Raw genomic sequence first — 21,783 nt, forward strand, 5'->3', positions numbered from 1 at the left:
GCCTGTCGGGGCAGAGACAGGCGATTGTGCTTTTCTTGATGTCTAGCTCCATCGCCTTGCCCCTCGGGGTCAAATGGGAAAATACTGCGGTGGCTGAAGAGCTGCCTCCTCGCTTTTTTCCATTTGCCTGTCGGGGCAGAAATAGGCGATTGTGCTTTTCTAATTATAAATTTCAGTGAGGTCTTGATTATATGGAACATTTATTACAGCATTTTAGGAAAGAAGAGCAACCTTTTATCGAGCAAACGGTTAGTATGATGAGAGAGGTTGAGGATCGTTATGCGCCAAAGCTAACGGATTTCTTAGACCCAAGACAACAATTTATCGTGGAGTCTATACGTGGGCAATATGAAATAATTGAGTCTAGCTCTGCTGGTGCTTTAGAGGACGCGGAGAGAAAAAGGATACTACTTTATCCCTCGTATTTCGAACCAGCGGAATCTGATTATAATATGACCGTAGTGGAAGTAAAATATCCACAAAAATTTGTAACATTAAAGCATCAAGATGTACTCGGTTCGATGATGTCCTTAGGGATTGATCGAAGTAAGTTTGGTGATATTCGTGTGGAGGAAGGATCAATTCAGTTTGTAGTTGCTACAGAGGTTCTTGACTACGTTAGAGCAAATTTCGTCAGTATTGGTAAGGTTAAAGTTCATATGGAAGTAGTAGAAGATCCGGCTAATTATTTTAGACAGCAGGAAATATGGACTTCTGAAAATCATACGGTTAGCTCTTTAAGGCTGGATACAGTTATCTCATCTATTTTCAATATTTCTCGGCAAAAGTCTGCTTCTATCATTCAAGGTGGAAAAGTAAAGGTCAATTTCACTGTAAAAGAACAAACATCCTTAGAGTTACAGGAGTTAGATCTCATCTCTGTAAGAGGATTTGGTCGATTAAAGTTATTGATGATAGAAGGAAGAACAAAAAAAGACAAAATTAGACTGCAAATTGGTAGATTAGAGCCAAAAAAGTGATTTCCTTAAATTAAATTTGAAATTTAGATGTTTTCAACCTGCCGGAAATGTATAATAGAGGGAAGAAGATTAGTATGTAAAGGAGATGGATAGGATGCCACTAACACCACTTGATATACATAACAAAGAGTTCAGTAAAGGATTCAGAGGTTATAACGAAGATGAAGTAAACGAATTTCTGGATCAAATCATGAAAGACTTAGAGATACTCATCAAAGAAAAAAAAGAGTTAGAGCTTAAATTGAAGTCATCTAGTGAAAAGGTTGGCCATTTCACCACTATAGAAGAAACCTTACATAAATCCATAGTTGTTGCCCAAGAGGCTGCTGAGGAAGTAAGACGAAACTCTCAAAAAGAAGCAAAGCTTATTGTAAAAGAGGCAGAAAAAAATGCAGACCGTATTGTCAATGAAGCTCTATCTAAAGCTCGGAGAATTGCTTTAGAAATAGAGGAATTGAAAAAACAGTCTAAAGTGTTTAGAAATCGCTTTAAAATGCTAGTAGAGGCTCAATTAGATCTTATTAATACAGACGATTGGAATCATTTGATGGAGTATGATGTAGATTCTACTGCTGTCGATCGTATTTCTGCTACAGAGGAATAAGAGATTTCTTGACGGCTGGCCGTACATTTCCTATAATAATTTCATATCATATATACATGCATTGAAAAAGACGTCTAAAAATGATTTCAGTCAAGCGACTTGGGGATGGTGGAAGCTCAAGCAATGAAGCGTTTTAGAAGATCACTTTGGAGCAAGGACACTGAATTTTTTAAGTGTCTTCGGATATGTCCCGTTATGACATACTAAGCGGCGATTACTTTGGGTGATCGCAAGTAGGGTGGTACCGCGAGCATAACTTCTCGTCCCTTTTTGGGATGAGGGGTTTTTTTATTTGTAAATATACCAGTACCTGCGAAAAATGAAGGAGGAAGAACAAATGGAGTACAAAGACACATTATTAATGCCAAAAACAGACTTTCCTATGCGAGGAAACCTACCGGTCAAAGAAGTAGATATCCAAGCAAAATGGGAAGAACAGGACATCTACAAGAAGGTTTTAGAAAGAACGAAAGATCGTCCATTTTTCGTCCTGCATGATGGTCCTCCGTATGCAAATGGTGATATTCATATTGGGCATGCTTTAAACAAAGTTCTAAAAGATATGATCGTTCGTCACAAATCAATGACTGGCTATCATGCTCCTTATGTGCCAGGCTGGGATACTCACGGACTTCCAATTGAACAGGCTTTAACAAACAAAGGTGTTAAGCGTAAAGAATTATCATTGGCTGAATTTAGAAAGCTATGTGAGGATTATGCCTATCAACAAATTGACAACCAACGCACCCAGTTTAAACGTTTAGGTGTGCGTGGAGATTGGGAAAATCCTTATGTGACATTAAAGCCTGAATTTGAATCTCGCCAAATCGAGGTATTTGGAGCGATGGCTAAAAAGGGATACATTTATAAAGGATTGAAGCCTGTTTACTGGTCACCTTCAAGTGAATCAGCGTTAGCAGAGGCTGAAATTGAATATCAAGATAAAAAATCTCCATCCATTTATGTAAGCTTTGCTGTTACAGATGGTAAAGGGGTATTAGAAGAAGGTACCAAGTTTATTATTTGGACTACAACACCATGGACAATTCCAGCAAACCTTGCTATTTCATTGCATCCACGAGTGGAGTATGTTGTAGTGCAAGCAAATGAAAATAAATATGTCGTAGCGAAAGACTTGGTAGAAGCGGTGGCAGCTGAGCTAGGCTGGGAAGCGTATTCTATTGAACGTACAATTCTTGGTCAAGAAATGGATCGTCTAGTTGCTAAGCATCCATTGTATGACCGTGATTCTTTAATAATCCTAGGTGAACACGTAACTACTGAGTCTGGTACTGGTTGTGTTCATACGGCACCAGGACACGGGGAAGATGACTTTTACGTAGGGAAAGCTTATGGTCTAGATGTGCTTTGTCCAGTAGATGAGCGTGGAGTAATGACAGCTGAAGCACCAGGCTTCGAAGGGTTATTCTATGATACAGCCAACAAAGCGATTACAGAAGCTTTAGAAGAAGCAGGAGCTTTAGAAAAGCTTACATTCTTTACTCACTCATATCCACATGACTGGCGTACGAAAAAGCCTGTCATCTATCGTGCAACACCACAATGGTTTGCTTCAATTGAGGCTTTTAGAGATGAGCTATTACAATCTATACGTAACACTAAATTTACACCAGCATGGGGCGAAACGCGTTTATATAATATGATTCGTGACCGTGGAGATTGGTGTATATCTCGTCAGCGTGTATGGGGTGTGCCAATTCCAGTGTTTTACGCAGAGGATGGAGAACCTATTTTAACAGAGGAAACAATTGCTCATGTATCAAATCTTTTCCGTGAGCATGGTTCGAATATTTGGTTTGAAAGAGAAGCGAAAGACTTGCTTCCTGAAGGATTCACACATCCACATAGCCCAAATGGTATCTTTACAAAAGAGACAGATATTATGGACGTTTGGTTTGACTCTGGATCTTCCTACCATGGTGTTTTAGAAGAACGTGATGATTTGGTATTCCCAGCAGACTTATATCTAGAAGGTTCTGACCAATATCGTGGGTGGTTTAACTCTTCTTTAATCACAAGTACAGCTATGCATGGTCATGCACCATACAAAGGGCTACTAAGTCACGGATTTATTTTAGACGGAAATGGTCGTAAAATGAGTAAATCACTAGGAAATGTAATTGTTCCAGCAAAAGTTATGAACCAATTAGGTGCTGACATTTTACGACTATGGGTTGCTTCAGTAGACTATACTGCTGACGTTCGAGTTTCAGATGCAATTATTAAGCAAGTGACAGAGGTATATCGTAAAATCCGTAATACCCTTCGCTTCTTACATGGGAACATCAGTGATTTCAATCCAGCAAGCAATCGTGTGGCATTTGAAGATTTACGTGAAGTAGATCAATACATGTACATGAAATTACAAGAAGTTATTAAGACTGTTAGAGCAGCTTATGAACGCTATGATTTTGCGACTGTTTATCACACAGTAAATAACTTCGTATCTGGAGAGTTAAGCTCGTTCTACTTAGATATTGCAAAAGATGTTGTATATATTTATGGAGCAGATGACAAAGATCGTCGTGCAATGCAATCCGTCATGTATGATACACTTTCAGCTTTATTGAAACTGTTAACTCCAATTCTTCCCCATACAACAGATGAGCTTTGGGCTTATTTGGAGCATGAGAAGGAAGAAAGTGTCCAATTAACAGACATGCCAGATGCTGTTGAATATCCAGCTTTCGAAGCGCTTGCTCCTAAGTGGGAAAAAATCATGGAGCTACGTGATGATGTTCTTAAAGCGCTTGAGGAATCTCGTAATGCGAAGACAATTGGTAAATCATTAGAAGCAAAAGTTACGTTATATGTTAGTGATGAATATAAAGTATTGTTCGATACTGATGCAATTGACTTTGCACAACTATTTATCGTATCTAAGTTTGTTCTGGGAGGCTCCCAATCTGAGGCTCCAGCAAACAGTTTAGTGCTTGAACATTCATCTATTGTAATAGAAAAAGCAGATGGTGAAAAATGTGAACGCTGCTGGACTATTGCTGAAACAGTAGGAGAAAGCGAAGCTCACCCGACTTTATGTACTCGTTGTGCAGAAGTTGTAGAAAAACATTACGTATAATAAATTTATAGATGTCCTTTATGTAAATTCATAGGCACCGAAAACCACAGTCAAAAAGAATAAAGGCGAGTACGTGAACGATTATCGTTTACGTACTCGCTTTTTTTATAACGAGATTGATTATATAGCGAACCTGTTAATTAGGGCACTTTTTATAGGAGCTAGTATAGTATTTACATAAACAGCAAAGTATTATATAACACAGAGTTTCCCAGGACGTTTAAAGAGAAGCCTAACTTTTCTTTGTATAATCTATAGATGCTCTTTTACGTAAGATAGGTTTCTATGGTAAACTATTGTAGATTGTTTAATATTATTCAGCAAAAATCTTTTTAATAATTATAAGTTGGATGTAATATTCATTACTACAGACGAGAGAGGTCGTTAAGGCTTATTTGATTATCGGGGGAATTAATGTGTGGAAATTTTATGGACTAGCAGTATTTGTTATTGCCTTAGATCAATGGACAAAATGGCTTGTTGTTAAAAATATGACGCTTGGTGAGCAAATTATGATTTGGGACCCTTACTTTGCACTGCTTTCACATCGTAACCGTGGTGCCGCGTGGGGTATGCTCCAAGGACAAATAGGGTTTTTTGCGGTAGTTACTATAATTGTAATCGCTGCAATTATTTATTACTTCCATAAGGAAGCAAAAGGGAAACCTGTTTTTCAAGTAGGATTAATGCTTTTACTAGGTGGAGCAATTGGTAACTTTATAGATCGACTTTGGAAAGGCGAAGTAGTTGATTTTGTAGATGTGCTCATTCCAATTGTTAACTATGATTTTCCGATTTTTAATATTGCAGATGCTGCCCTGACTATAGGAGTTGTAGTAGTAATTATTTTTATACTACAAGAAGAACGAGCTGAAAAGAAAAAGGTGAAATAATGGAAGAATTAACGTTTATTATTGAAAAGGAACAAGAAAAAGAGAGAATTGATAAAGCAATTGCTTCTTTTGATACAGACTGGTCTCGTACACAAATTCAAAATTTTATAAAAGATGGTAGTGTATTAGTTAATAACGAGCCTGCCAAAACAAGCTACAAGGTAAAAGAAGGCGATGTTATTATTGTCACACCTCCTGAAGTAGTTGAGCTAGACATAGTGGCAGAAAACTTAAACCTTGAAATCGTTTATGAAGACGAGGATGTATTAGTAGTGTATAAGCCAAGAGGTATGGTAGTTCATCCGGCTCCCGGACATCTTAGCGGTACGCTTGTTAATGGTCTTATGCATCAAATTAAGGACCTTTCTGGTATTAACGGAGTATTACGACCGGGAATTGTCCACCGTATTGACAAGGATACGACAGGCCTTTTAATGGTAGCTAAAAACGATGTTGCCCATGTTTCTTTAGTAGACCAACTTGTAAAGAAAACTGTTACTCGTAAATATACAGCACTTGTTCATGGCCACATTGCCCATGACAAAGGTACAATTGATGCACCGATTGGCCGAGACAAAAAAGAACGTCAAAACATGGCAGTCGTTGATAATGGTAAGCATGCTGTAACTCATTTCCGTGTATTAGAACGCTTTAACAAATATACTTTAGTGGAATGTCAGTTAGAAACTGGTAGAACACACCAAATCCGTGTTCATATGAAGTATATTGGTTATCCTTTAGCTGGAGATCCAAAATATGGTCCAAAGAAAACATTAAACTTTAATGGACAGGTTTTACATGCGGGAGTTCTTGGTTTTATACAGCCTAGAACCGGGGAATACTTAGAATTCTCATACCCACTACCAGCGGATTTCACGGATTTATTGCAAGATTTGAGAAAAACAGCATTGCCAAAAGAAGAATAGTCAGATATACTGATTACAATAAATTGAATAGTTTCACCTTTAATAACAGTCCAGAGAGGCTGAGAAGGTACATGTGAAAGTGACTCACTATTATTCTGCGGATTAATAGGATCACTATATTTTAAACGCGCACATACAACCTCTTGGGCTCTTCTAGCTCAAGAGGTTTTTTACATTTCCGAAAAGGAGGAGATAATTATGGAAGAAAAAGCAAGCATTCTAGATGAACAAGCCATTAACAGGGCACTTACTCGAATTGCACATGAAATAATTGAACGTAACAAAGGAATTGAAGAATGTATATTAGTAGGCATAAAAACTAGAGGTACATATCTAGCACAAAGGCTGGCTGAGAGAATCGAAAAGATTGAAGGCAAACCAATCAAAACGGGTGAATTGGATATTACATTATATCGAGACGATTTATCAATCAAAAGCGCTTCTAATGAGCCTTTAGTACAGCAAGTAGATATTTCCCATGATGTAACGAACAAAAAAGTAATTTTAGTAGATGATGTGCTATTTACGGGAAGAACAGTTCGAGCAGCAATGGACGCAGTAATGGATATAGGCCGGCCCTCTCAAATACAGCTGGCTGTTTTGATCGATAGAGGACATAGAGAGCTACCAATTCGGGCGGATTATGTTGGCAAGAACATTCCTACCTCTAGCAGTGAAAAAATAGTAGTTAAAGTTACAGAGACAGACAAAATAGATGCTGTAACAATCTTTGAATAAACCAAAAAAGGTGGCGACTTAAATGTCAAAGGCAATATTAGATGTAAATGACAAGCCTACAGGTGGACAGCTGATTACTTTAAGCTTTCAGCACATGTTTGCAATGTTTGGCTCAACAATATTAGTACCTCAGCTTGTAGGGTTAAGTCCCGCTATCGCATTACTAACTAGTGGTATAGCAACTATCATTTTTTTAATGGTAACCAGATTTCAAGTACCAGCCTATCTTGGTTCCTCCTTTGCTTTCATAGCTCCTATACTAGTTGCTTCGAACGGATTAAATGAATCAACAGGCAAAGCTATAGACCCGGGAAATGCCATGATTGGAGCAATATTCGTCGGTTTAGTATATGGTGTAGTGTCACTGATCATTTGGAAGAGTGGCTATAAATGGATTATGAAGCTATTACCACCAATCGTTGTTGGTCCGGTAATCATGGTTATTGGTCTTGGATTAGCAGGAGTAGCAGTGGACATGGCCATGAATATTACAAATGTAGAAACTGGTATAAAAGAATATAGCTTTTTACATTTTTCAGCAGCGCTAGTGACATTGTTTACAGCAATCATTTGTACAATCTTTTTTAAAAATATTATTAGCACAATGCCAATTTTAATAGGCTTAGTAGTTGGATATCTCTACTCTATCCTCATTGGTATTGTAGATTTTACACCAGTTAAAGAGGCTAGCTTACTAGCGTTACCTGATTTCTTAATACCAGGTGTTCATTATGACTTTGAAGTTACTTCTAGAATCTTGCTCATTATGGTACCAATTGTCATTGTTACTATTTCGGAACATATTGGCCACCAATTAGTATTAGGGAAGGTAGTTAATAGAGACTACATCAAAGAACCAGGTTTACATCGATCTCTTCTAGGGGATGGTCTTGGAACATTTGCTAGTGCGTTAATCGGCGGACCTCCAAAGACAACCTATGGTGAAAATATTGGGGTATTGGCAATTACTCGCGTATATAGTGTGTATGTCATAATGGGTGCGGCTGTGATCGCTATACTACTGTCTTTCTTTGGTAAAGGCATGGCTCTAATCACAACGATACCTACTGCAGTACTCGGTGGAGTATCTATCCTTCTTTTCGGAATTATCGCTTCTAGCGGATTGCGAATGCTAGTAGAGGCAAATATTGATTTTGGGAATAGCAGAAATCTAGTTATTGCGTCGGTAATCCTTGTAATCGGTATAGGTGGAGCTAAATTTATTGTTACAGAGGCTTTGAGTGTGGAAGGTATGGCACTAGCAGCAATCGTTGGTGTAGTTTTAAACTGGATACTACCAGGTAAAAAAGAAGCACAAGCATCAGGTAACGAGACAATAGAATAATGACCTTTTAAAAAGTTGAACAGAGAGTCAACGAAGGGTTCAGATTGAAAAGAGAATTTTAGTAAAAAATCTCTTCTTTGATCATGCTTTGACGAACCCTCTTGAGCTTTTTCAAGAGGTTTTTTTTATAGAAAGGCGGATATTCATGAAAAATTTAGTCTCAATGAAGGAATTATCTGTAGAACAAATAATTGCAATATTAGAACAAGCCGAAGCATTCCGAACAGGCGCAGCCTCTACTTTAAAAAATAAATATACAATGGCAAATCTCTTTTTTGAGCCGAGCACTAGAACTAAGATGAGCTTTGAAATGGCAGAAAGAAGGCTCCCAATCGATGTGCTGCCGTTTGAAGCTGGATTTTCAAGCACGTTAAAAGGTGAAACATTATATGACACAGTAAAGGTACTGGAAGCTATAGGACTTGATGCACTAGTTATAAGACATGAGCAAAACAACTATTTTGAAGAGCTGATAGGTAATGTAAAGCCTGCAATCATTAACGGCGGAGATGGCACAGGAAATCATCCGACTCAAAGTCTGTTAGATATTTTTACGATCTGGCAGGAGTTTGGTACTTTAGAGGATAAAGTTGTCACGATAGTAGGGGACATAGTGCATAGCAGGGTGGCAAGGTCTAATGCTCAAGCTCTTACTAGACTAGGAGCTACCGTTCAATTTGTCTGTCCTCCTGAGTGGCAAGGAGAATTTGAAACTATTAATAGTTTTGAGGAAGCGATAGAAACAAGTGATGTATTAATGATGCTTCGCGTACAACATGAACGTCACGATGGTTTGGCTTCTTTTTCAAAGGAAGCTTACAACAAGTCTTATGGCCTTACAGTAGATCGGGAACGAAGGATGAAAGATGGAGCAATCATTATGCACCCTGCCCCTTTTAACCGTGACGTGGAAATAGCTAGTGAATTAGTAGAGTGTGAACGTTCTAGAATTTTTAAGCAAATGGAAAATGGTGTTTATATCCGAATGGCTGTTATCGAGATGATCTTAAAAGGGAGAGAATAAAATGACAAAAATCATTCAAAACGTCCAACTAGTAAACAAATCAGGTGAATTAGAAACTACTTCAGTTGTAGTAAAAGACGGAAAAATAGCTGAAATTACGCCTACTCCTACTTTAGAAGATTTGCAAGTGATTGATGGTAAAGGAATGTTACTGTCTGCTGGCTTTATCGATGTGCACGTTCACTTACGTGAGCCAGGTGGAGAGCATAAAGAAACAATAGAAACAGGAACTAAGGCTGCTGCAAAAGGGGGATATACTACGATTTGTGCGATGCCAAATACTCGTCCAGTTCCAGATACAGTAGAAAACTTCTCTCATGTATTAGATTTAGTAGATAAAAATGCACTAGTTCGAGTACTTCCTTATGCTTCTATTACCATACGTCAAGCAGGTAAAGAACGTACAGATATAGCTGCACTAAAAGAACTTGGTGCATTTGCTTTAACAGATGATGGAGTCGGTGTACAAACAGCTGGAACTATGCTGGAAGCGATGCAAGAGGCAGCAAAACATACTATTCCTGTTGTAGCTCACTGTGAGGATAATTCCCTTTTGTACGGTGGGGTAATGCATAGAGGAAAGCGAAATGAAGAGCTTGGATTAAAAGGAATCCATTCCGTTTCAGAATCGGTACATATTGCGAGAGATATATTATTAGCTGAAGCAGCAGGAGCACATTATCATGTTTGCCATGTAAGCACAAAGGAATCTGTTCGAGTGATTCGAGACGCTAAGAAAGCCGGCATCCATGTTACTGCAGAAGTAAGTCCTCATCATTTATTACTTTGCGAGGAGGATATCCCAGCAAATGATGCAATTTGGAAGATGAATCCTCCGCTAAGAGGTAGAGACGACATGATGGCTTTACGTGAGGGATTGTTAGATGGAACTTTAGATTTTATAGCAACAGACCATGCCCCTCACACAGATGAAGAAAAAGCACATGGTTTCGAAAAGGCTCCCTTTGGAATAGTTGGATTAGAGACAGCCTTTCCATTACTGTATACTCATTTCGTGAAAACGGGGGAATGGTCATTAAAGCAACTGCTAGATTATTTGACCATCAAGCCAGCAAACGTATTTGGGTTTGAATTTGGCAAGCTAGAAGTAGGAGCTCCAGCTGATTTAGTATTAGTAGATTTAAAAAAAGAACAAAAAATAGATAAAGAAGCATTCCTTTCTAAAGGAACAAATACTCCGTTTGATGGATGGGTTTGTACAGGTTGGCCACAAGTAACGATTTATAACGGAGAAATAGTATGGCAGGAGGAACAGGCATGAAAACAAGATATTTAATATTAGAAGACGGTACTGTTTTTAAAGGAAATGCATTTGGTAGTGAATTAGGGACTATTGGAGAAGTAATTTTTACAACTGCTATGACCGGTTACCAGGAGTCTATATCAGATCCATCCAACTGTAGTCAAATACTTACTTTTACGTATCCGATGGTAGGTAATTACGGGATTAATCCAGATGATTTTGAAGCAATAGAGATCGCCTTGTCTGGAGTTGTCGTTCGAGAGCTAGCAGAGAACCCATCTAACTTCCGTAACCAAAGTACATTGAATGAATTTTTAACTTTAAAAAATATTCCAGGAATTGAAGGAATAGATACTCGAAAGCTGACACGCATTATTCGTAAGCACGGTTCACTAAAAGGAACGCTGACAGCTGCTGGAGAAGAAGTGAATGTGGAAGAAACCGTGGCAACATTAAAATCTACTGATATTCCTAAAAACGTAGTGGAGCAGGTTTCTATTACGAGACCTTATCCAAGTCCAGGACGAGGGAAACGAGTCGTCTTAGTAGATTTCGGTATGAAACATGGAATACTAAGAGAATTAAACAAACGTGACTGTGACGTTATCGTGGTACCCTTTAATACATCAGCTAAAGAAATTTTAGCAATGCGTCCTGATGGGGTAATGCTATCTAATGGCCCTGGGGATCCGACGGATATACCAGAGTCTATTGAAATGGTAAAAGGTCTAATAGGAAATGTTCCAATCTTCGGAGTTTGCCTAGGTCATCAGTTAATTTCACTAGCAAGTGGTGCAACGTCCTTTAAACTAAAATTTGGTCACCGTGGTGGAAATCATCCAGTAAAAGATTTAACTACTGGAAGAACAGAGCTAACTTCACAAAATCATGGCTATGCGATTGATGCAGATTCAATCTCTAACACGGATTTAGAAATTACTCATCTAGCATTAAATGATGGAACAATTGAAGGTGTAAGACATAAAAAATATCCCGTGTTTTGTGTACAGTTTCATCCAGAAGGGTCATGCGGTCCAGAGGACTCAACCCACTTATTTGATCAATTTATTGAACTAATGAATAAAGAAAGCAAAAAGGAGACTTCACATGCCTAAACGTAAAGATATAGAAACTATTTTAGTAATCGGATCTGGTCCAATTGTTATCGGTCAAGCTGCAGAGTTTGACTATGCGGGGACACAAGCATGTATTTCCCTTAAAGAAGAAGGCTACAAAGTAATATTAGTAAACTCCAATCCAGCAACTATTATGACAGATACAGAAATTGCAGACAAAGTATATATTGAACCTATTACTCTTCCATTTGTGAGTAAGATCATTCGCAAAGAGCGTCCAGATGCAATCCTTCCAACTTTAGGAGGACAGACAGGTTTGAACATGGCGATTCAATTAGATGAATCAGGTATATTGGATGAGTTAGGAATTGAAATTCTTGGAACAAAACTAGAGGCGATACATAAAGCAGAGGATCGCGACTTATTCCGTACGTTAATGAATGAATTGAACGAACCAGTACCGGAAAGTGATATTATCCACAACCTAGACGAAGCAAAGGCGTTTGTAGAGCGAATCGGATACCCAGTAATAGTAAGACCAGCCTTTACCTTAGGAGGAACCGGGGGAGGTATTTGTCACAATGATACAGATCTAGTGGAAATCGTAACTAGTGGTTTAAAGTACAGCCCTGTGACTCAATGTCTACTAGAAAAGTCGATTGCTGGCTTCAAAGAGATTGAATATGAAGTAATGCGAGATTCAACTGATAATGCAATCGTTGTTTGTAATATGGAAAATGTTGACCCAGTAGGCATTCATACGGGAGACTCGATTGTAGTAGCTCCGACACAAACATTGTCGGACCGTGAAAACCAAATGCTTCGAAATGTTTCCTTAAAGATTATCCGTGCGCTGAAAATCGAAGGTGGATGTAATGTGCAGCTTGCTTTAGATCCATATAGCTTCCAGTACTATATTATTGAAGTTAACCCACGTGTAAGTCGTTCATCAGCACTTGCATCAAAGGCAACTGGCTATCCAATCGCGAAGCTTGCAGCAAAAATTGCAGTAGGACTTACACTAGATGAAATGATGAATCCGGTAACTGGGAAGACATATGCTTGCTTCGAGCCAGCTTTGGATTATATTGTTGCAAAAATTCCTAGATGGCCTTTCGATAAATTCGAATCAGCAAAACGTAACCTTGGAACACAAATGAAGGCAACCGGAGAAGTAATGTCGCTAGGACGTACATTTGAAGAGGCAATCTTAAAATCAGTCCGTTCCTTAGAAACAGGTCACTTCCATTTGGAAATGAAGAACAGCGAATCCATTACAGACGAATGGATTGCCAAAAGAATTCGTCGCGCAGGAGATGAGCGCTTATTCTTTATAGGAGAGGCACTTCGCCGTGGTGTGAGCATCGAGCAAATACATGAGTGGTCTCAAATAGATCTGTTTTTCTTAAACAAATTACAGAACATCGTGCAATATGAAAGGGTAATACAGGAGAATCCTTTTAATCAAGAAATTCTATATAAAGCAAAAAGAATGGGCTTTGCGGATAAGACAATAGCAAAGTATTGGAACGTGAAAGAAATAGAAGTATATAACTATAAAAAGGAACATGGAATTACACCAGTTTACAAAATGGTAGATACTTGTGCAGGAGAGTTTGAATCAGAAACACCTTATTTCTACGGGACATATGAAGAGGAAAACGAATCCATTCGAACGGATAAAGAAAGTGTCATCGTACTTGGCTCGGGTCCAATTAGAATCGGGCAAGGAGTTGAATTTGATTATGCAACAGTTCACTCTGTATGGGCCATCAAAGAAGCAGGCTATGAAGCAATTATTATCAACAACAACCCAGAAACAGTTTCTACCGATTTCTCCATCTCAGATAAATTATACTTTGAGCCATTAACGGTAGAAGACGTCATGCACATCGTGGACCTTGAAAAGCCAAAAGGAGTAGTTGTACAGTTTGGCGGTCAAACAGCAATCAATCTAGCGGAAGCGTTAGAAGAACGAGGCGTAAAAATATTAGGCACCACTCTAGAAGATATCGATCGAGCAGAAAATCGTAATAAATTTGAGGCTGCTCTTCACGAAATAGGAATTCCTCAGCCGCTAGGTAAAACAGCAGTATCTGTAGAAGAAGCTATTGAAATAGCTAATGAAATTAGTTATCCGGTATTAGTTAGACCTTCTTATGTTTTAGGTGGTCGAGCTATGCAAATCGTTTACAATGAAGATGAAATTAAACACTATATGGAAAATGCGGTTGAAGCTAGCCCGGAAAAGCCCGTTTTAATTGACCGTTACTTAACTGGTACAGAGGTCGAAGTCGATGCAATCTGTGATGGAGAGAATGTTCTAATACCAGGTATCATGGAGCATATTGAGCGAGCAGGAGTGCACTCAGGCGATTCAATCGCTGTATATCCACCGCAAAAGCTATCACAAAAACATATAGACACATTGGTAGATTATACAACAAGACTGGCAAGAGGTTTAAAAATAGTAGGTCTAATGAATATTCAATATGTTATTTCGAAAGACGAGGTTTATGTAATTGAAGTAAACCCACGCTCAAGTCGTACGGTACCTTTCTTAAGTAAAATTACATCAATTCCAATGGCAAACATTGCAACAAAAGCAATTTTAGGAAAATCCATTGTAGAGCAAGGATTTAAAACAGGGCTTGCACCAAATAGTCCGGGAGTATATGTAAAGGTTCCTGTATTCAGCTTTGCTAAGCTGCGCCGTGTAGATATTACCCTAGGGCCAGAGATGAAATCCACTGGAGAGGTTATGGGTAAAGACATAACCTTAGAAAAAGCCCTATATAAAGGTCTAGTAGCTGCAGGAATGGAAATTAAGGATCATGGCTCAGTGCTAATGACGATTTCTGATAAAGACAAAGATGAAGCAACAGATATCGCTAAGCGTTTCCACGCAATTGGCTTCCGCATAATTGCAACAGAGGGTACCGCTAAGGCAATTCAAGAGGCAGGTATTCCAGTAGATATTGTTGACAAAATTGGTTCTAAGGGAACTACTTTACTTGATGTTATTCAAAAAGGGGAAGCTCAATTTGTTATTAATACTTTAACAAAAGGCATGCAGCCTGAGCGTGATGGCTTCCGTATTCGAAGAGAATCTGTCGAAAATGGAATACCTTGCTTAACCTCATTAGATACGGCAGAAGCGATGGTCCGAGTTATTGAGTCTATGAGTTTCTCAACGGATACGATGAAACTACAGGAGGTTCGTGCATGATTAAACAGGAGCAGATGATCGTTGTATCTCAACAAAAAATTGCGACGAACATTTTTATGCTTACATTAAAGGGGATGCTTGTACAGGAAATGCATCAGCCTGGCCAATTTGTCCATGTACGTGTAGCCAATCAAATGGAGCCACTATTACGAAGACCGATTAGTATTTGTTCTATCGATAGTGAAGCATCAGAATTCAAGATGATTTACCGAGCAGATGGTAGAGGAACTGCGCTACTCTCAGAGAAAAAGGCAGGGGACTATATAGATGTACTCGGTCCATTAGGTCAGGGTTTTCCAATCGAAAAAGCTGCTTCAGGCGACAAGGCATTACTAGTAGGTGGAGGAATTGGAGTTCCTCCTCTCTACGAGTTATCTAAAAGATTAGTAGAAAAAGGTGTTGAACCGATTCATGTTCTAGGCTTCCAATCGGAAAATGTTGTTTTCTATGAGGAGCTATTTAACCAGCTTGGCGAAACACATATTGTTACAGCAGATGGAAGCTATGGTCATAAGGGCTTTGTAACAAATGTTTTAGAGACGATGACGGATGACTTTGCTGTGTACTATAGCTGTGGTCCAACGCCTATGCTTGCTGCTATGGAAAAAATGTATCCGCATAAAGAAGGCTATCTCTCCTTTGAACAACGAATGGGCTGTGGGATTGGTGCATGTTTTGCATGTGTATGTGAGACAACGGAAAAAATGGATGCTGACTATCTGAAGGTTTGTTCAGATGGTCCAGTCTTCCAGTCAGGAGTGATTCGAGTATGAATAGATTAGCTGTCGAATTACCAGGACTGTCATTAAAGAACCCGATTATGCCTGCTTCTGGGTGTTTTGGGTTTGGAAAGGAATATGCTCAACTCTATGATTTATCCAAATTAGGAGCTATCATGATTAAAGCAACAACCTTAGAAACACGACTAGGTAACCCAACTCCTCGAGTAGCTGAAACGCCTGCAGGGATGCTGAATGCGATTGGACTACAAAATCCAGGACTAGCTAAGGTCATGGCAAACGAGCTGCCTTGGCTAGAACAATATGATGTACCGATCATTGCAAACGTGGCTGGGACATTAACAGAGGACTATGTTGGTGTTGCTGAGGCTATTTCAAAGGCACCAAACGTATACGCTCTAGAGCTAAACATTTCCTGTCCAAACGTTAAACAAGGTGGAATTACGTTTGGCACAGATCCCCTAGTAGCAGAAGAATTAACAAGGGCTGTCAAGGAAGTTTCAAGCGTTCCCGTCTATGTAAAACTGTCTCCAAATGTAACAAACGTAGTAGAAATCGCAAAAGCGGTAGAAGCTGGCGGTGCAGATGGAATAACTATGATTAATACGTTACTTGGTTTACGTCTAGATACTCGAACTGGACGTCCTATCATTGCTAATGTAACCGGCGGCTTATCAGGTCCTGCAATTAAGCCAGTCGCACTTCGTATGGTGTATGACGTTGCTAAACAAGTATCCCTACCAATTATCGGTATGGGAGGGGTGTCGAATATAGATGATGTCATAGACTTCCTATCTGCAGGAGCAAGTGCGGTTGCAGTAGGCACAGCTAACTTTGTTGATCCATTCATTTGTCCGACTTTAATCGATCAATTACCAGAAAAGTTAGATGACCTTGGATATAAAACAGTAAACGATTTAGTTGGAAGGAGCCATCGATTATGAAAAACAGCCCCATTATCGCATTAGACTTTTCTTCAGCAGAGGAAGTGTACCATTTTTTAACCCCTTTTGAACATTCTCTGTTTGTGAAGGTGGGAATGGAGCTTTTTATGCAAGAAGGTCCAGCTATCGTTTATAAGCTAAAGGAAAAAGGACATGATGTCTTTCTAGATTTGAAGCTACATGATATTCCAAATACAGTTGGACAGGCGATGAAAGGATTAGCTCGTTTAGGTGTTGATCTCATCAACGTCCATGCAGCAGGTGGAGAGTCTATGATGGCTAGAGCTCGAGAAGGTCTGGAAGCTGGGACATCAGTTGGAAAAGTAAGACCTGCTATTATAGGCGTTACGCAATTAACTTCCACTTCTGAGAAGCAAATGCAAGAGGAGCAGCTGATTAAACAAACTCTGGAGGAATCTGTTCTTCATTATGCTAGGCTTTCCCAAAAAGCAGGATTAGATGGGGTAGTATGCTCTGTACTAGAAGCAAAGAAAATAGCAGAAGCCTGTGGGGGAGACTTTTTAAGAGTTACTCCAGGTATACGACTATCTACTGGAGAGGCACACGACCAAGTACGAGTAGCAACTCCTTCTAATGCTAAAAAGCTAGGCTCTTCTCACATTGTGGTCGGACGTGCAATCACAGAAGCAGAAAATCCCGTAGAGGCTTATAAAACTATTCTAAAAATGTGGGAGGAACAAGCATGACATTTGAACATAAAATTGCAAAAGCACTTCTTGAAATAGGGGCAGTAGAACTAAAACCAAATGATCCTTTCACGTGGGCATCGGGAATAGAATCACCAATTTATTGTGATAATCGCATAACGATGTCTTCTCCGGTCATTCGTAAGGATATTGCAAAAGGTCTTGCTGAAGCAATCCAAAAGAATTTTCCAGAAACGGAAGCCTTGGCGGGAACGGCAACAGCAGGTATTCCTCATGCAGCATGGGTAAGTGATGTATTAGAGCTTCCTATGATGTATGTACGCTCTAAGGCAAAGGAGCATGGTAGAGGAAATCAAATCGAAGGAAAAATAGTGACAGGCCAGAAGGTAGTAGTCGTCGAAGATCTAATTTCCACTGGAGGAAGTAGCTTAACAGCAGTTGAAGCGCTTCAAAAAGCTGGGTTAGAAGTACTTGGAGTAGTAAGTATTTTTACATATGGACTTCCGAAAGCAGAGGAGTCTTTTAAAGAAGCAGAGATAAACTTTGTCAGCCTAACTAACTTTGAGACTTTGGTCAATGCGGCGCAGGAAGTAGGAACTATTACAGAAGCGGATATTCCGATGCTTACTAAGTGGCACAATGATTTGAAGCAAGGGTTATTAAAATAAGGAAGTGATCGCCTTCTCATTTTTAATGGAGAAGCGATTCAGACTGTAGACAAACTCCAAAAATTTTGGATTTCGCCTACAGTCTTTTTTCTTTTAAAATAGAAGTAACGCGAGGAAGAGTTGATTTCCGCTACGAACGGACGCTTTCCGTGGGCACGTGTCAAGTGATTGACCAATGCACGCAGAGTATGAATAAACAAAAGATGATTCAGCGTCCTATCTGGCAAGACTATTTGGATGTAGCTGAGGACTTATTTCATAACTATGAAATGAAAGGAATTTACGAGAAGTGTAAAGAGACGATCGAGCATGTCTTTGCCGATGCCAAAGAAAAGCATGGTATGCGATGGACAACCTTAAAGGGTCTTAAAATATTGTCTATGCAGGTGATGCTTACTTTTGCTGCCTTAAATCTTAAGAAGTTGGCCAGCTGGACCTGGAAAACGCCAACAATGGCGTAAACCAAAATCGAGAGCTGAATTAGCTCTTTTTCCAGAATGTAAACTGTGATAATAGCAAAAGGGTTGGAAATCGTTTCGATTTCCAACCCTTTTGTCTTCACTCTGGATCGCCTCTCATTTTTAATGGAGAGGCGATTTTTAAATGGATGAATCAATTTCATAATCATTTGCCTCATTTATCCTAGTTGAGCTGTCCTTGAATCAAAGCAACCTCTAAAGATGCTTACAGATTTTTGTACCATAAGTAAAAGAGAAAGAAGTGAGATTACTTCTTTCCCTATTTAGTCAAAGAATGCTAGATTTATTAGTCTACTGTTACAGCAAGCTCTTTTACTAATATAGAGGGTGATCCATAACCTCCAGGTTGAAAGGTAAGATCTGATGCAATGTCATCTATAGTTTTCAGGACGTGATAGAAATTTCCGGCGATAGTCATTTGTTTGATAGGTGATGCGATATTACCGTCTTTTATATGATAACCTGTTGCCTCCACTGAAAAGTCACCTGATATCGTATTTGTTCCAGAGTGTAGCCCGGATAAATTAGTTATATAAACACCATTTGAAAGCTTACTTAATATCTGCTCTCTGTTTTGCTCCCCAGGAGCAATATATAAATTTTGAGGTGCAATAGTTAAAGTACCTTTGTAAGAGGACTTATATGCATTTCCAGTGGACTCGCAGCCATCAATCTTAGCAGTCTTCCGATTGTGTAGAATAGTTTCCAATGTTCCATTAGAGATAATTGTTTGTTTTTTGGTAGCTACTCCTTCGCCATCAAACGAAGATCCAGAAAAAGCATCAGGGTGGAAGGGGTCATCTACAAGAGTCAGCAAATCTGATCCTATTTTCTCTCCAACTTTTCCTTTTAAAAGGGATTGATCCTTTTGAGTATTTTCAGCCGAGAAAATTTCAGAAAAGATAGCTAAGAGAGAAGCAGCGGAATCATGTCTGAATACGACCGGGTATTTACCGCTAGGGATGGTTTTACCACCCAAATAAGATAATGCTTCTTTTGCTAGCTCAGTAGCAATTTCATCAGCATTTAAAGTATGAAAATCACGAGTCATTTTAATAACGTGTCCAGTTTTCATTTCATTATCAGCTTTTACAACTGCAGATACAAAAATATAAAGTCCGTTTCGTTCATCCTGCAAAGAGAGGCCTTTATTATTAATCATTAATCGTTCAGAATTAAAATCTTCTAGCATGCAATAGTTTAAAGTAGTTATTCTTGGGTCGTATGCCAGTACTTTTTGTTCAATGGCTTTTATAAACTCAATTTTATCAGGAATTCCTATCTTCTTTAATTCAGGATTATAAAAGCTATGTTGGACATATTCTTTACTTCCCTCGAAAATAGAAGAATTATCACTTTCATCTAAGATATCAGCGTTAGCCTTAGCGTTTTCTACTAAGAAGGCAATCGAGCTCTCATCTATTTTTTCTGTATAAGCATAGCCCATGTTTCCGTTATACAGACCTCTAAACCCTATGCCAGCTTCTTCAGAAGTTTCATAACTATCTACTTCTCCATTAAAAATCATACATTTAAACGAATCTGATCTTTCGTAGTAAGCTTCTGCTTCAGAAAATCCAGTGGCTTTTGCTTGTTTAAGCAGCTCTTTTTGAAAGTCTGTTGTATTCATCATTATTCCCCCTTTGTTCCACCAACAGTGATTTCACTTACACGAATCATGGGCTGTCCTACGTTAACTGGAAGGCTTCCACTAATGGAACCGCACATTCCAGCACCGTGAGCAAGATTATTTCCGACACGATCTACTAGTTGTAATGTCTTTGCTCCATTTCCAATTAGCGTAGCACCACGGATTGGTTGAGCTATTTCTCCATTCTTAACTATATAACCTTCCATAACTGCGAAGTTGTAGTCTCCAGTGGCAGGGTTAACTTGCCCACCGCCCATATATTTAGCATAGATTCCATATTCTGTAGAAGCTATTATTTCTTCCGGAGTAGAAGATCCAGGTGCAATAAATGTGTTAGTCATTCGTGACGTAGGGTTGTATCTATATGATTGTCGACGTGAAGAACCCGTTGGCTTTGCATTCATTCTTCTAGCATTAAATTTATCAATCAGATAGCCCTTTAAAATACCATTTTCAATTAATACGTTCTTTTGAGTTTTTTCACCTTCATCATCAATATTTAATGAACCCCATTCGTTAGGTAATGTACCATCGTCTATATAGGATACAATGTCAGGAGCAACTCTTTCACCTATTCGATTAGCAAAAACAGAATTGTTTTTGGCAACCGATGTAGCCTCTAGGCCATGACCGCATGCCTCATGAAAAATAACTCCTCCAAATTCGTTGTCAATAATAACTGGGAACTTTCCGCTAGGACATTCCTCAGCACCAAGCATATTTACTGCGATACGAGCCGCCTCTCCGGCATAATGTTCTAAGTTAAGATTTTCTATGAATTCAAACCCAGCATGAGCCCCTGGACCATAAAAGCCAGTCTGCATTTCAATACCATCAGAAGCAGTGGCTTGAATAGATAGCCTGCTATATACACGAGTGTCTTCTACGAACTTTCCTTCTGAATTTGCGATTAAAACATTCTGTTCCTCGTCTATATAGCGTATTCCTACCTGTTTAATACGAGGATCAAAGCCTCTTGCAATATCATTTGCTTGTCTCATGACAGATACTTTTCTAAGATTTTCTACACTACGAGGCTTTAAAGCAATAGTATGTAGTGGCTGAATAATTTCTTTTTGAAGTGGATGAATGATTCCAGCAGAACCACCTTGGATGGCATGGGCTGCTCGCTTGGCTGCTTGTATTAAACCTTCTTCTGAAAAATCAGTAGTATACGTATAAATACTTTGTAACCCTAAAAATATACGAATACCAATACCAAAATCTCTACCCGAATTACTTTTTTCTAGTTTGTTGCTTTGTAGTACTAATTGATTTACGTATTTATCTTCTACAAAAATTTCTGAAAAATCTCCTCCGGTAGAAAGTGCTGCTTCCAATACGTTTTCTATAATGGACTGTTTTAACATATAATTCCCCCCTCGTATATTAGTAATAAGAGCTCTTTCCGATAGAATTTCCAGTTGATCCGGACAGCTGGAGGATCTGTTGGA

17 protein-coding genes, 1 pseudogene and 1 other annotated feature are annotated in these 21,783 nt (G+C 39.0%); of the genes and pseudogenes, 16 read left to right on the forward strand and 2 right to left on the reverse strand.

What is annotated here, in order from left to right; translation table 11 throughout:
* Positions 1-191 precede the first annotated feature (191 nt).
* The 16 genes and pseudogenes from HF876_RS16925 to HF876_RS17000 all read left to right on the forward strand — a co-directional run.
* Positions 192-980 carry a YlmH family RNA-binding protein gene (locus HF876_RS16925; RefSeq protein WP_169361230.1) on the forward strand — a complete coding sequence of 263 codons (789 nt, stop codon included), beginning with the start codon at positions 192-194 and terminating at the stop codon, positions 978-980.
* A 94-nt stretch (positions 981-1,074) separates the two neighbouring features.
* Positions 1,075-1,584 (forward strand): DivIVA domain-containing protein, encoded by a 510-nt coding sequence (locus HF876_RS16930; protein ID WP_169361231.1) that lies wholly within the window; start codon positions 1,075-1,077, stop codon positions 1,582-1,584.
* 52 nt (positions 1,585-1,636) lie between these two features.
* Positions 1,637-1,855: a binding site (T-box leader), on the forward strand.
* A gap of 66 nt (positions 1,856-1,921) precedes the next feature.
* Positions 1,922-4,684, forward strand: coding sequence for an isoleucine--tRNA ligase (ileS, locus tag HF876_RS16935; protein ID WP_169361232.1), 2,763 nt, complete (start codon positions 1,922-1,924; stop codon positions 4,682-4,684).
* A 416-nt stretch (positions 4,685-5,100) separates the two neighbouring features.
* Positions 5,101-5,577, forward strand: coding sequence for a signal peptidase II (gene lspA / locus HF876_RS16940; RefSeq protein WP_169361233.1), 477 nt, complete (start codon positions 5,101-5,103; stop codon positions 5,575-5,577).
* The gene (locus HF876_RS16945; protein ID WP_169361234.1) at positions 5,577-6,503 is read left to right on the forward strand and encodes an RluA family pseudouridine synthase; all 927 of its coding nucleotides are present in this window, start codon (positions 5,577-5,579) and stop codon (positions 6,501-6,503) included. Before lspA ends, HF876_RS16945 begins: the two co-directional genes overlap by 1 nt.
* Before the next feature lie 198 nt (positions 6,504-6,701).
* Positions 6,702-7,241, forward strand: coding sequence for a bifunctional pyr operon transcriptional regulator/uracil phosphoribosyltransferase PyrR (gene pyrR, locus HF876_RS16950; protein WP_169361235.1), 540 nt, complete (start codon positions 6,702-6,704; stop codon positions 7,239-7,241).
* Positions 7,242-7,263: 22 nt separating this feature from the next.
* Entirely contained in the window at positions 7,264-8,586 is a 1,323-nt protein-coding gene (locus HF876_RS16955) for a uracil-xanthine permease family protein (RefSeq protein WP_169361236.1), read from the forward strand.
* 145 nt (positions 8,587-8,731) lie between these two features.
* The gene (locus HF876_RS16960) at positions 8,732-9,610 is read left to right on the forward strand and encodes an aspartate carbamoyltransferase catalytic subunit (RefSeq protein ID WP_169361237.1); all 879 of its coding nucleotides are present in this window, start codon (positions 8,732-8,734) and stop codon (positions 9,608-9,610) included.
* A gap of 1 nt (position 9,611) precedes the next feature.
* Entirely contained in the window at positions 9,612-10,892 is a 1,281-nt protein-coding gene (locus tag HF876_RS16965) for a dihydroorotase (protein ID WP_169361238.1), read from the forward strand.
* Positions 10,889-11,989, forward strand: coding sequence for a carbamoyl phosphate synthase small subunit (locus tag HF876_RS16970; protein ID WP_169361239.1), 1,101 nt, complete (start codon positions 10,889-10,891; stop codon positions 11,987-11,989). The genes HF876_RS16965 and HF876_RS16970 overlap by 4 nt, the downstream gene beginning before the upstream one ends.
* On the forward strand, positions 11,982-15,179 hold the full coding sequence (gene carB / locus HF876_RS16975; RefSeq protein ID WP_169361240.1) for a carbamoyl-phosphate synthase large subunit: 3,198 nt from the start codon (positions 11,982-11,984) through the stop codon (positions 15,177-15,179). Before HF876_RS16970 ends, carB begins: the two co-directional genes overlap by 8 nt.
* Positions 15,176-15,952, forward strand: a complete 777-nt coding sequence (locus HF876_RS16980; protein WP_169361241.1) for a dihydroorotate dehydrogenase electron transfer subunit — start codon at positions 15,176-15,178, stop codon at positions 15,950-15,952. The genes carB and HF876_RS16980 overlap by 4 nt, the downstream gene beginning before the upstream one ends.
* Positions 15,949-16,863 carry a dihydroorotate dehydrogenase gene (locus tag HF876_RS16985; protein WP_169361242.1) on the forward strand — a complete coding sequence of 305 codons (915 nt, stop codon included), beginning with the start codon at positions 15,949-15,951 and terminating at the stop codon, positions 16,861-16,863. Before HF876_RS16980 ends, HF876_RS16985 begins: the two co-directional genes overlap by 4 nt.
* Positions 16,860-17,570 carry an orotidine-5'-phosphate decarboxylase gene (pyrF, locus tag HF876_RS16990; protein ID WP_169361243.1) on the forward strand — a complete coding sequence of 237 codons (711 nt, stop codon included), beginning with the start codon at positions 16,860-16,862 and terminating at the stop codon, positions 17,568-17,570. The genes HF876_RS16985 and pyrF overlap by 4 nt, the downstream gene beginning before the upstream one ends.
* Positions 17,567-18,199 (forward strand): orotate phosphoribosyltransferase, encoded by a 633-nt coding sequence (gene pyrE, locus HF876_RS16995; protein WP_169361244.1) that lies wholly within the window; start codon positions 17,567-17,569, stop codon positions 18,197-18,199. Before pyrF ends, pyrE begins: the two co-directional genes overlap by 4 nt.
* Before the next feature lie 158 nt (positions 18,200-18,357).
* Positions 18,358-18,660, forward strand: a pseudogene (locus HF876_RS17000) (transposase); the annotation flags it as partial.
* Positions 18,661-18,964: 304 nt separating this feature from the next.
* Here HF876_RS17000 and HF876_RS17005 read toward each other — a convergent pair.
* Both HF876_RS17005 and HF876_RS17010 read right to left on the reverse strand, forming a co-directional pair.
* Entirely contained in the window at positions 18,965-20,308 is a 1,344-nt protein-coding gene (locus HF876_RS17005; protein ID WP_169361247.1) for a TldD/PmbA family protein, read from the reverse strand.
* 2 nt (positions 20,309-20,310) lie between these two features.
* Complete coding sequence (locus HF876_RS17010) at positions 20,311-21,699, reverse strand: TldD/PmbA family protein (protein WP_169361246.1); 1,389 nt, start codon at positions 21,697-21,699, stop codon at positions 20,311-20,313.
* Between the last annotated feature and the right edge of the window lie 84 nt (positions 21,700-21,783).

It is taken from the genome of Psychrobacillus sp. BL-248-WT-3 (assembly GCF_012843435.1).
Lineage (GTDB): Bacteria > Bacillota > Bacilli > Bacillales_A > Planococcaceae > Psychrobacillus.

What these genes read in the sequence shown, in the direction of transcription:
- carB (WP_169361240.1), top strand. Translation starts at nt 11,982, where the DNA reads ATGCCTAAACGTAAAGATATAGAAACTATTTTAGTAATCGGATCTGGT.
- HF876_RS17005 (WP_169361247.1), bottom strand. Translation starts at nt 20,308, where the DNA reads ATGAATACAACAGACTTTCAAAAAGAGCTGCTTAAACAAGCAAAAGCC.
- pyrE (WP_169361244.1), top strand. Translation starts at nt 17,567, where the DNA reads ATGACATTTGAACATAAAATTGCAAAAGCACTTCTTGAAATAGGGGCA.
- HF876_RS16955 (WP_169361236.1), top strand. Translation starts at nt 7,264, where the DNA reads ATGTCAAAGGCAATATTAGATGTAAATGACAAGCCTACAGGTGGACAG.
- HF876_RS16930 (WP_169361231.1), top strand. Translation starts at nt 1,075, where the DNA reads ATGCCACTAACACCACTTGATATACATAACAAAGAGTTCAGTAAAGGA.
- pyrF (WP_169361243.1), top strand. Translation starts at nt 16,860, where the DNA reads ATGAAAAACAGCCCCATTATCGCATTAGACTTTTCTTCAGCAGAGGAA.
- HF876_RS16985 (WP_169361242.1), top strand. Translation starts at nt 15,949, where the DNA reads ATGAATAGATTAGCTGTCGAATTACCAGGACTGTCATTAAAGAACCCG.
- HF876_RS16960 (WP_169361237.1), top strand. Translation starts at nt 8,732, where the DNA reads ATGAAAAATTTAGTCTCAATGAAGGAATTATCTGTAGAACAAATAATT.
- HF876_RS17010 (WP_169361246.1), bottom strand. Translation starts at nt 21,699, where the DNA reads ATGTTAAAACAGTCCATTATAGAAAACGTATTGGAAGCAGCACTTTCT.
- ileS (WP_169361232.1), top strand. Translation starts at nt 1,922, where the DNA reads ATGGAGTACAAAGACACATTATTAATGCCAAAAACAGACTTTCCTATG.
- HF876_RS16980 (WP_169361241.1), top strand. Translation starts at nt 15,176, where the DNA reads ATGATTAAACAGGAGCAGATGATCGTTGTATCTCAACAAAAAATTGCG.
- HF876_RS16945 (WP_169361234.1), top strand. Translation starts at nt 5,577, where the DNA reads ATGGAAGAATTAACGTTTATTATTGAAAAGGAACAAGAAAAAGAGAGA.
- HF876_RS16965 (WP_169361238.1), top strand. Translation starts at nt 9,612, where the DNA reads ATGACAAAAATCATTCAAAACGTCCAACTAGTAAACAAATCAGGTGAA.
- pyrR (WP_169361235.1), top strand. Translation starts at nt 6,702, where the DNA reads ATGGAAGAAAAAGCAAGCATTCTAGATGAACAAGCCATTAACAGGGCA.
- HF876_RS16970 (WP_169361239.1), top strand. Translation starts at nt 10,889, where the DNA reads ATGAAAACAAGATATTTAATATTAGAAGACGGTACTGTTTTTAAAGGA.
- HF876_RS16925 (WP_169361230.1), top strand. Translation starts at nt 192, where the DNA reads ATGGAACATTTATTACAGCATTTTAGGAAAGAAGAGCAACCTTTTATC.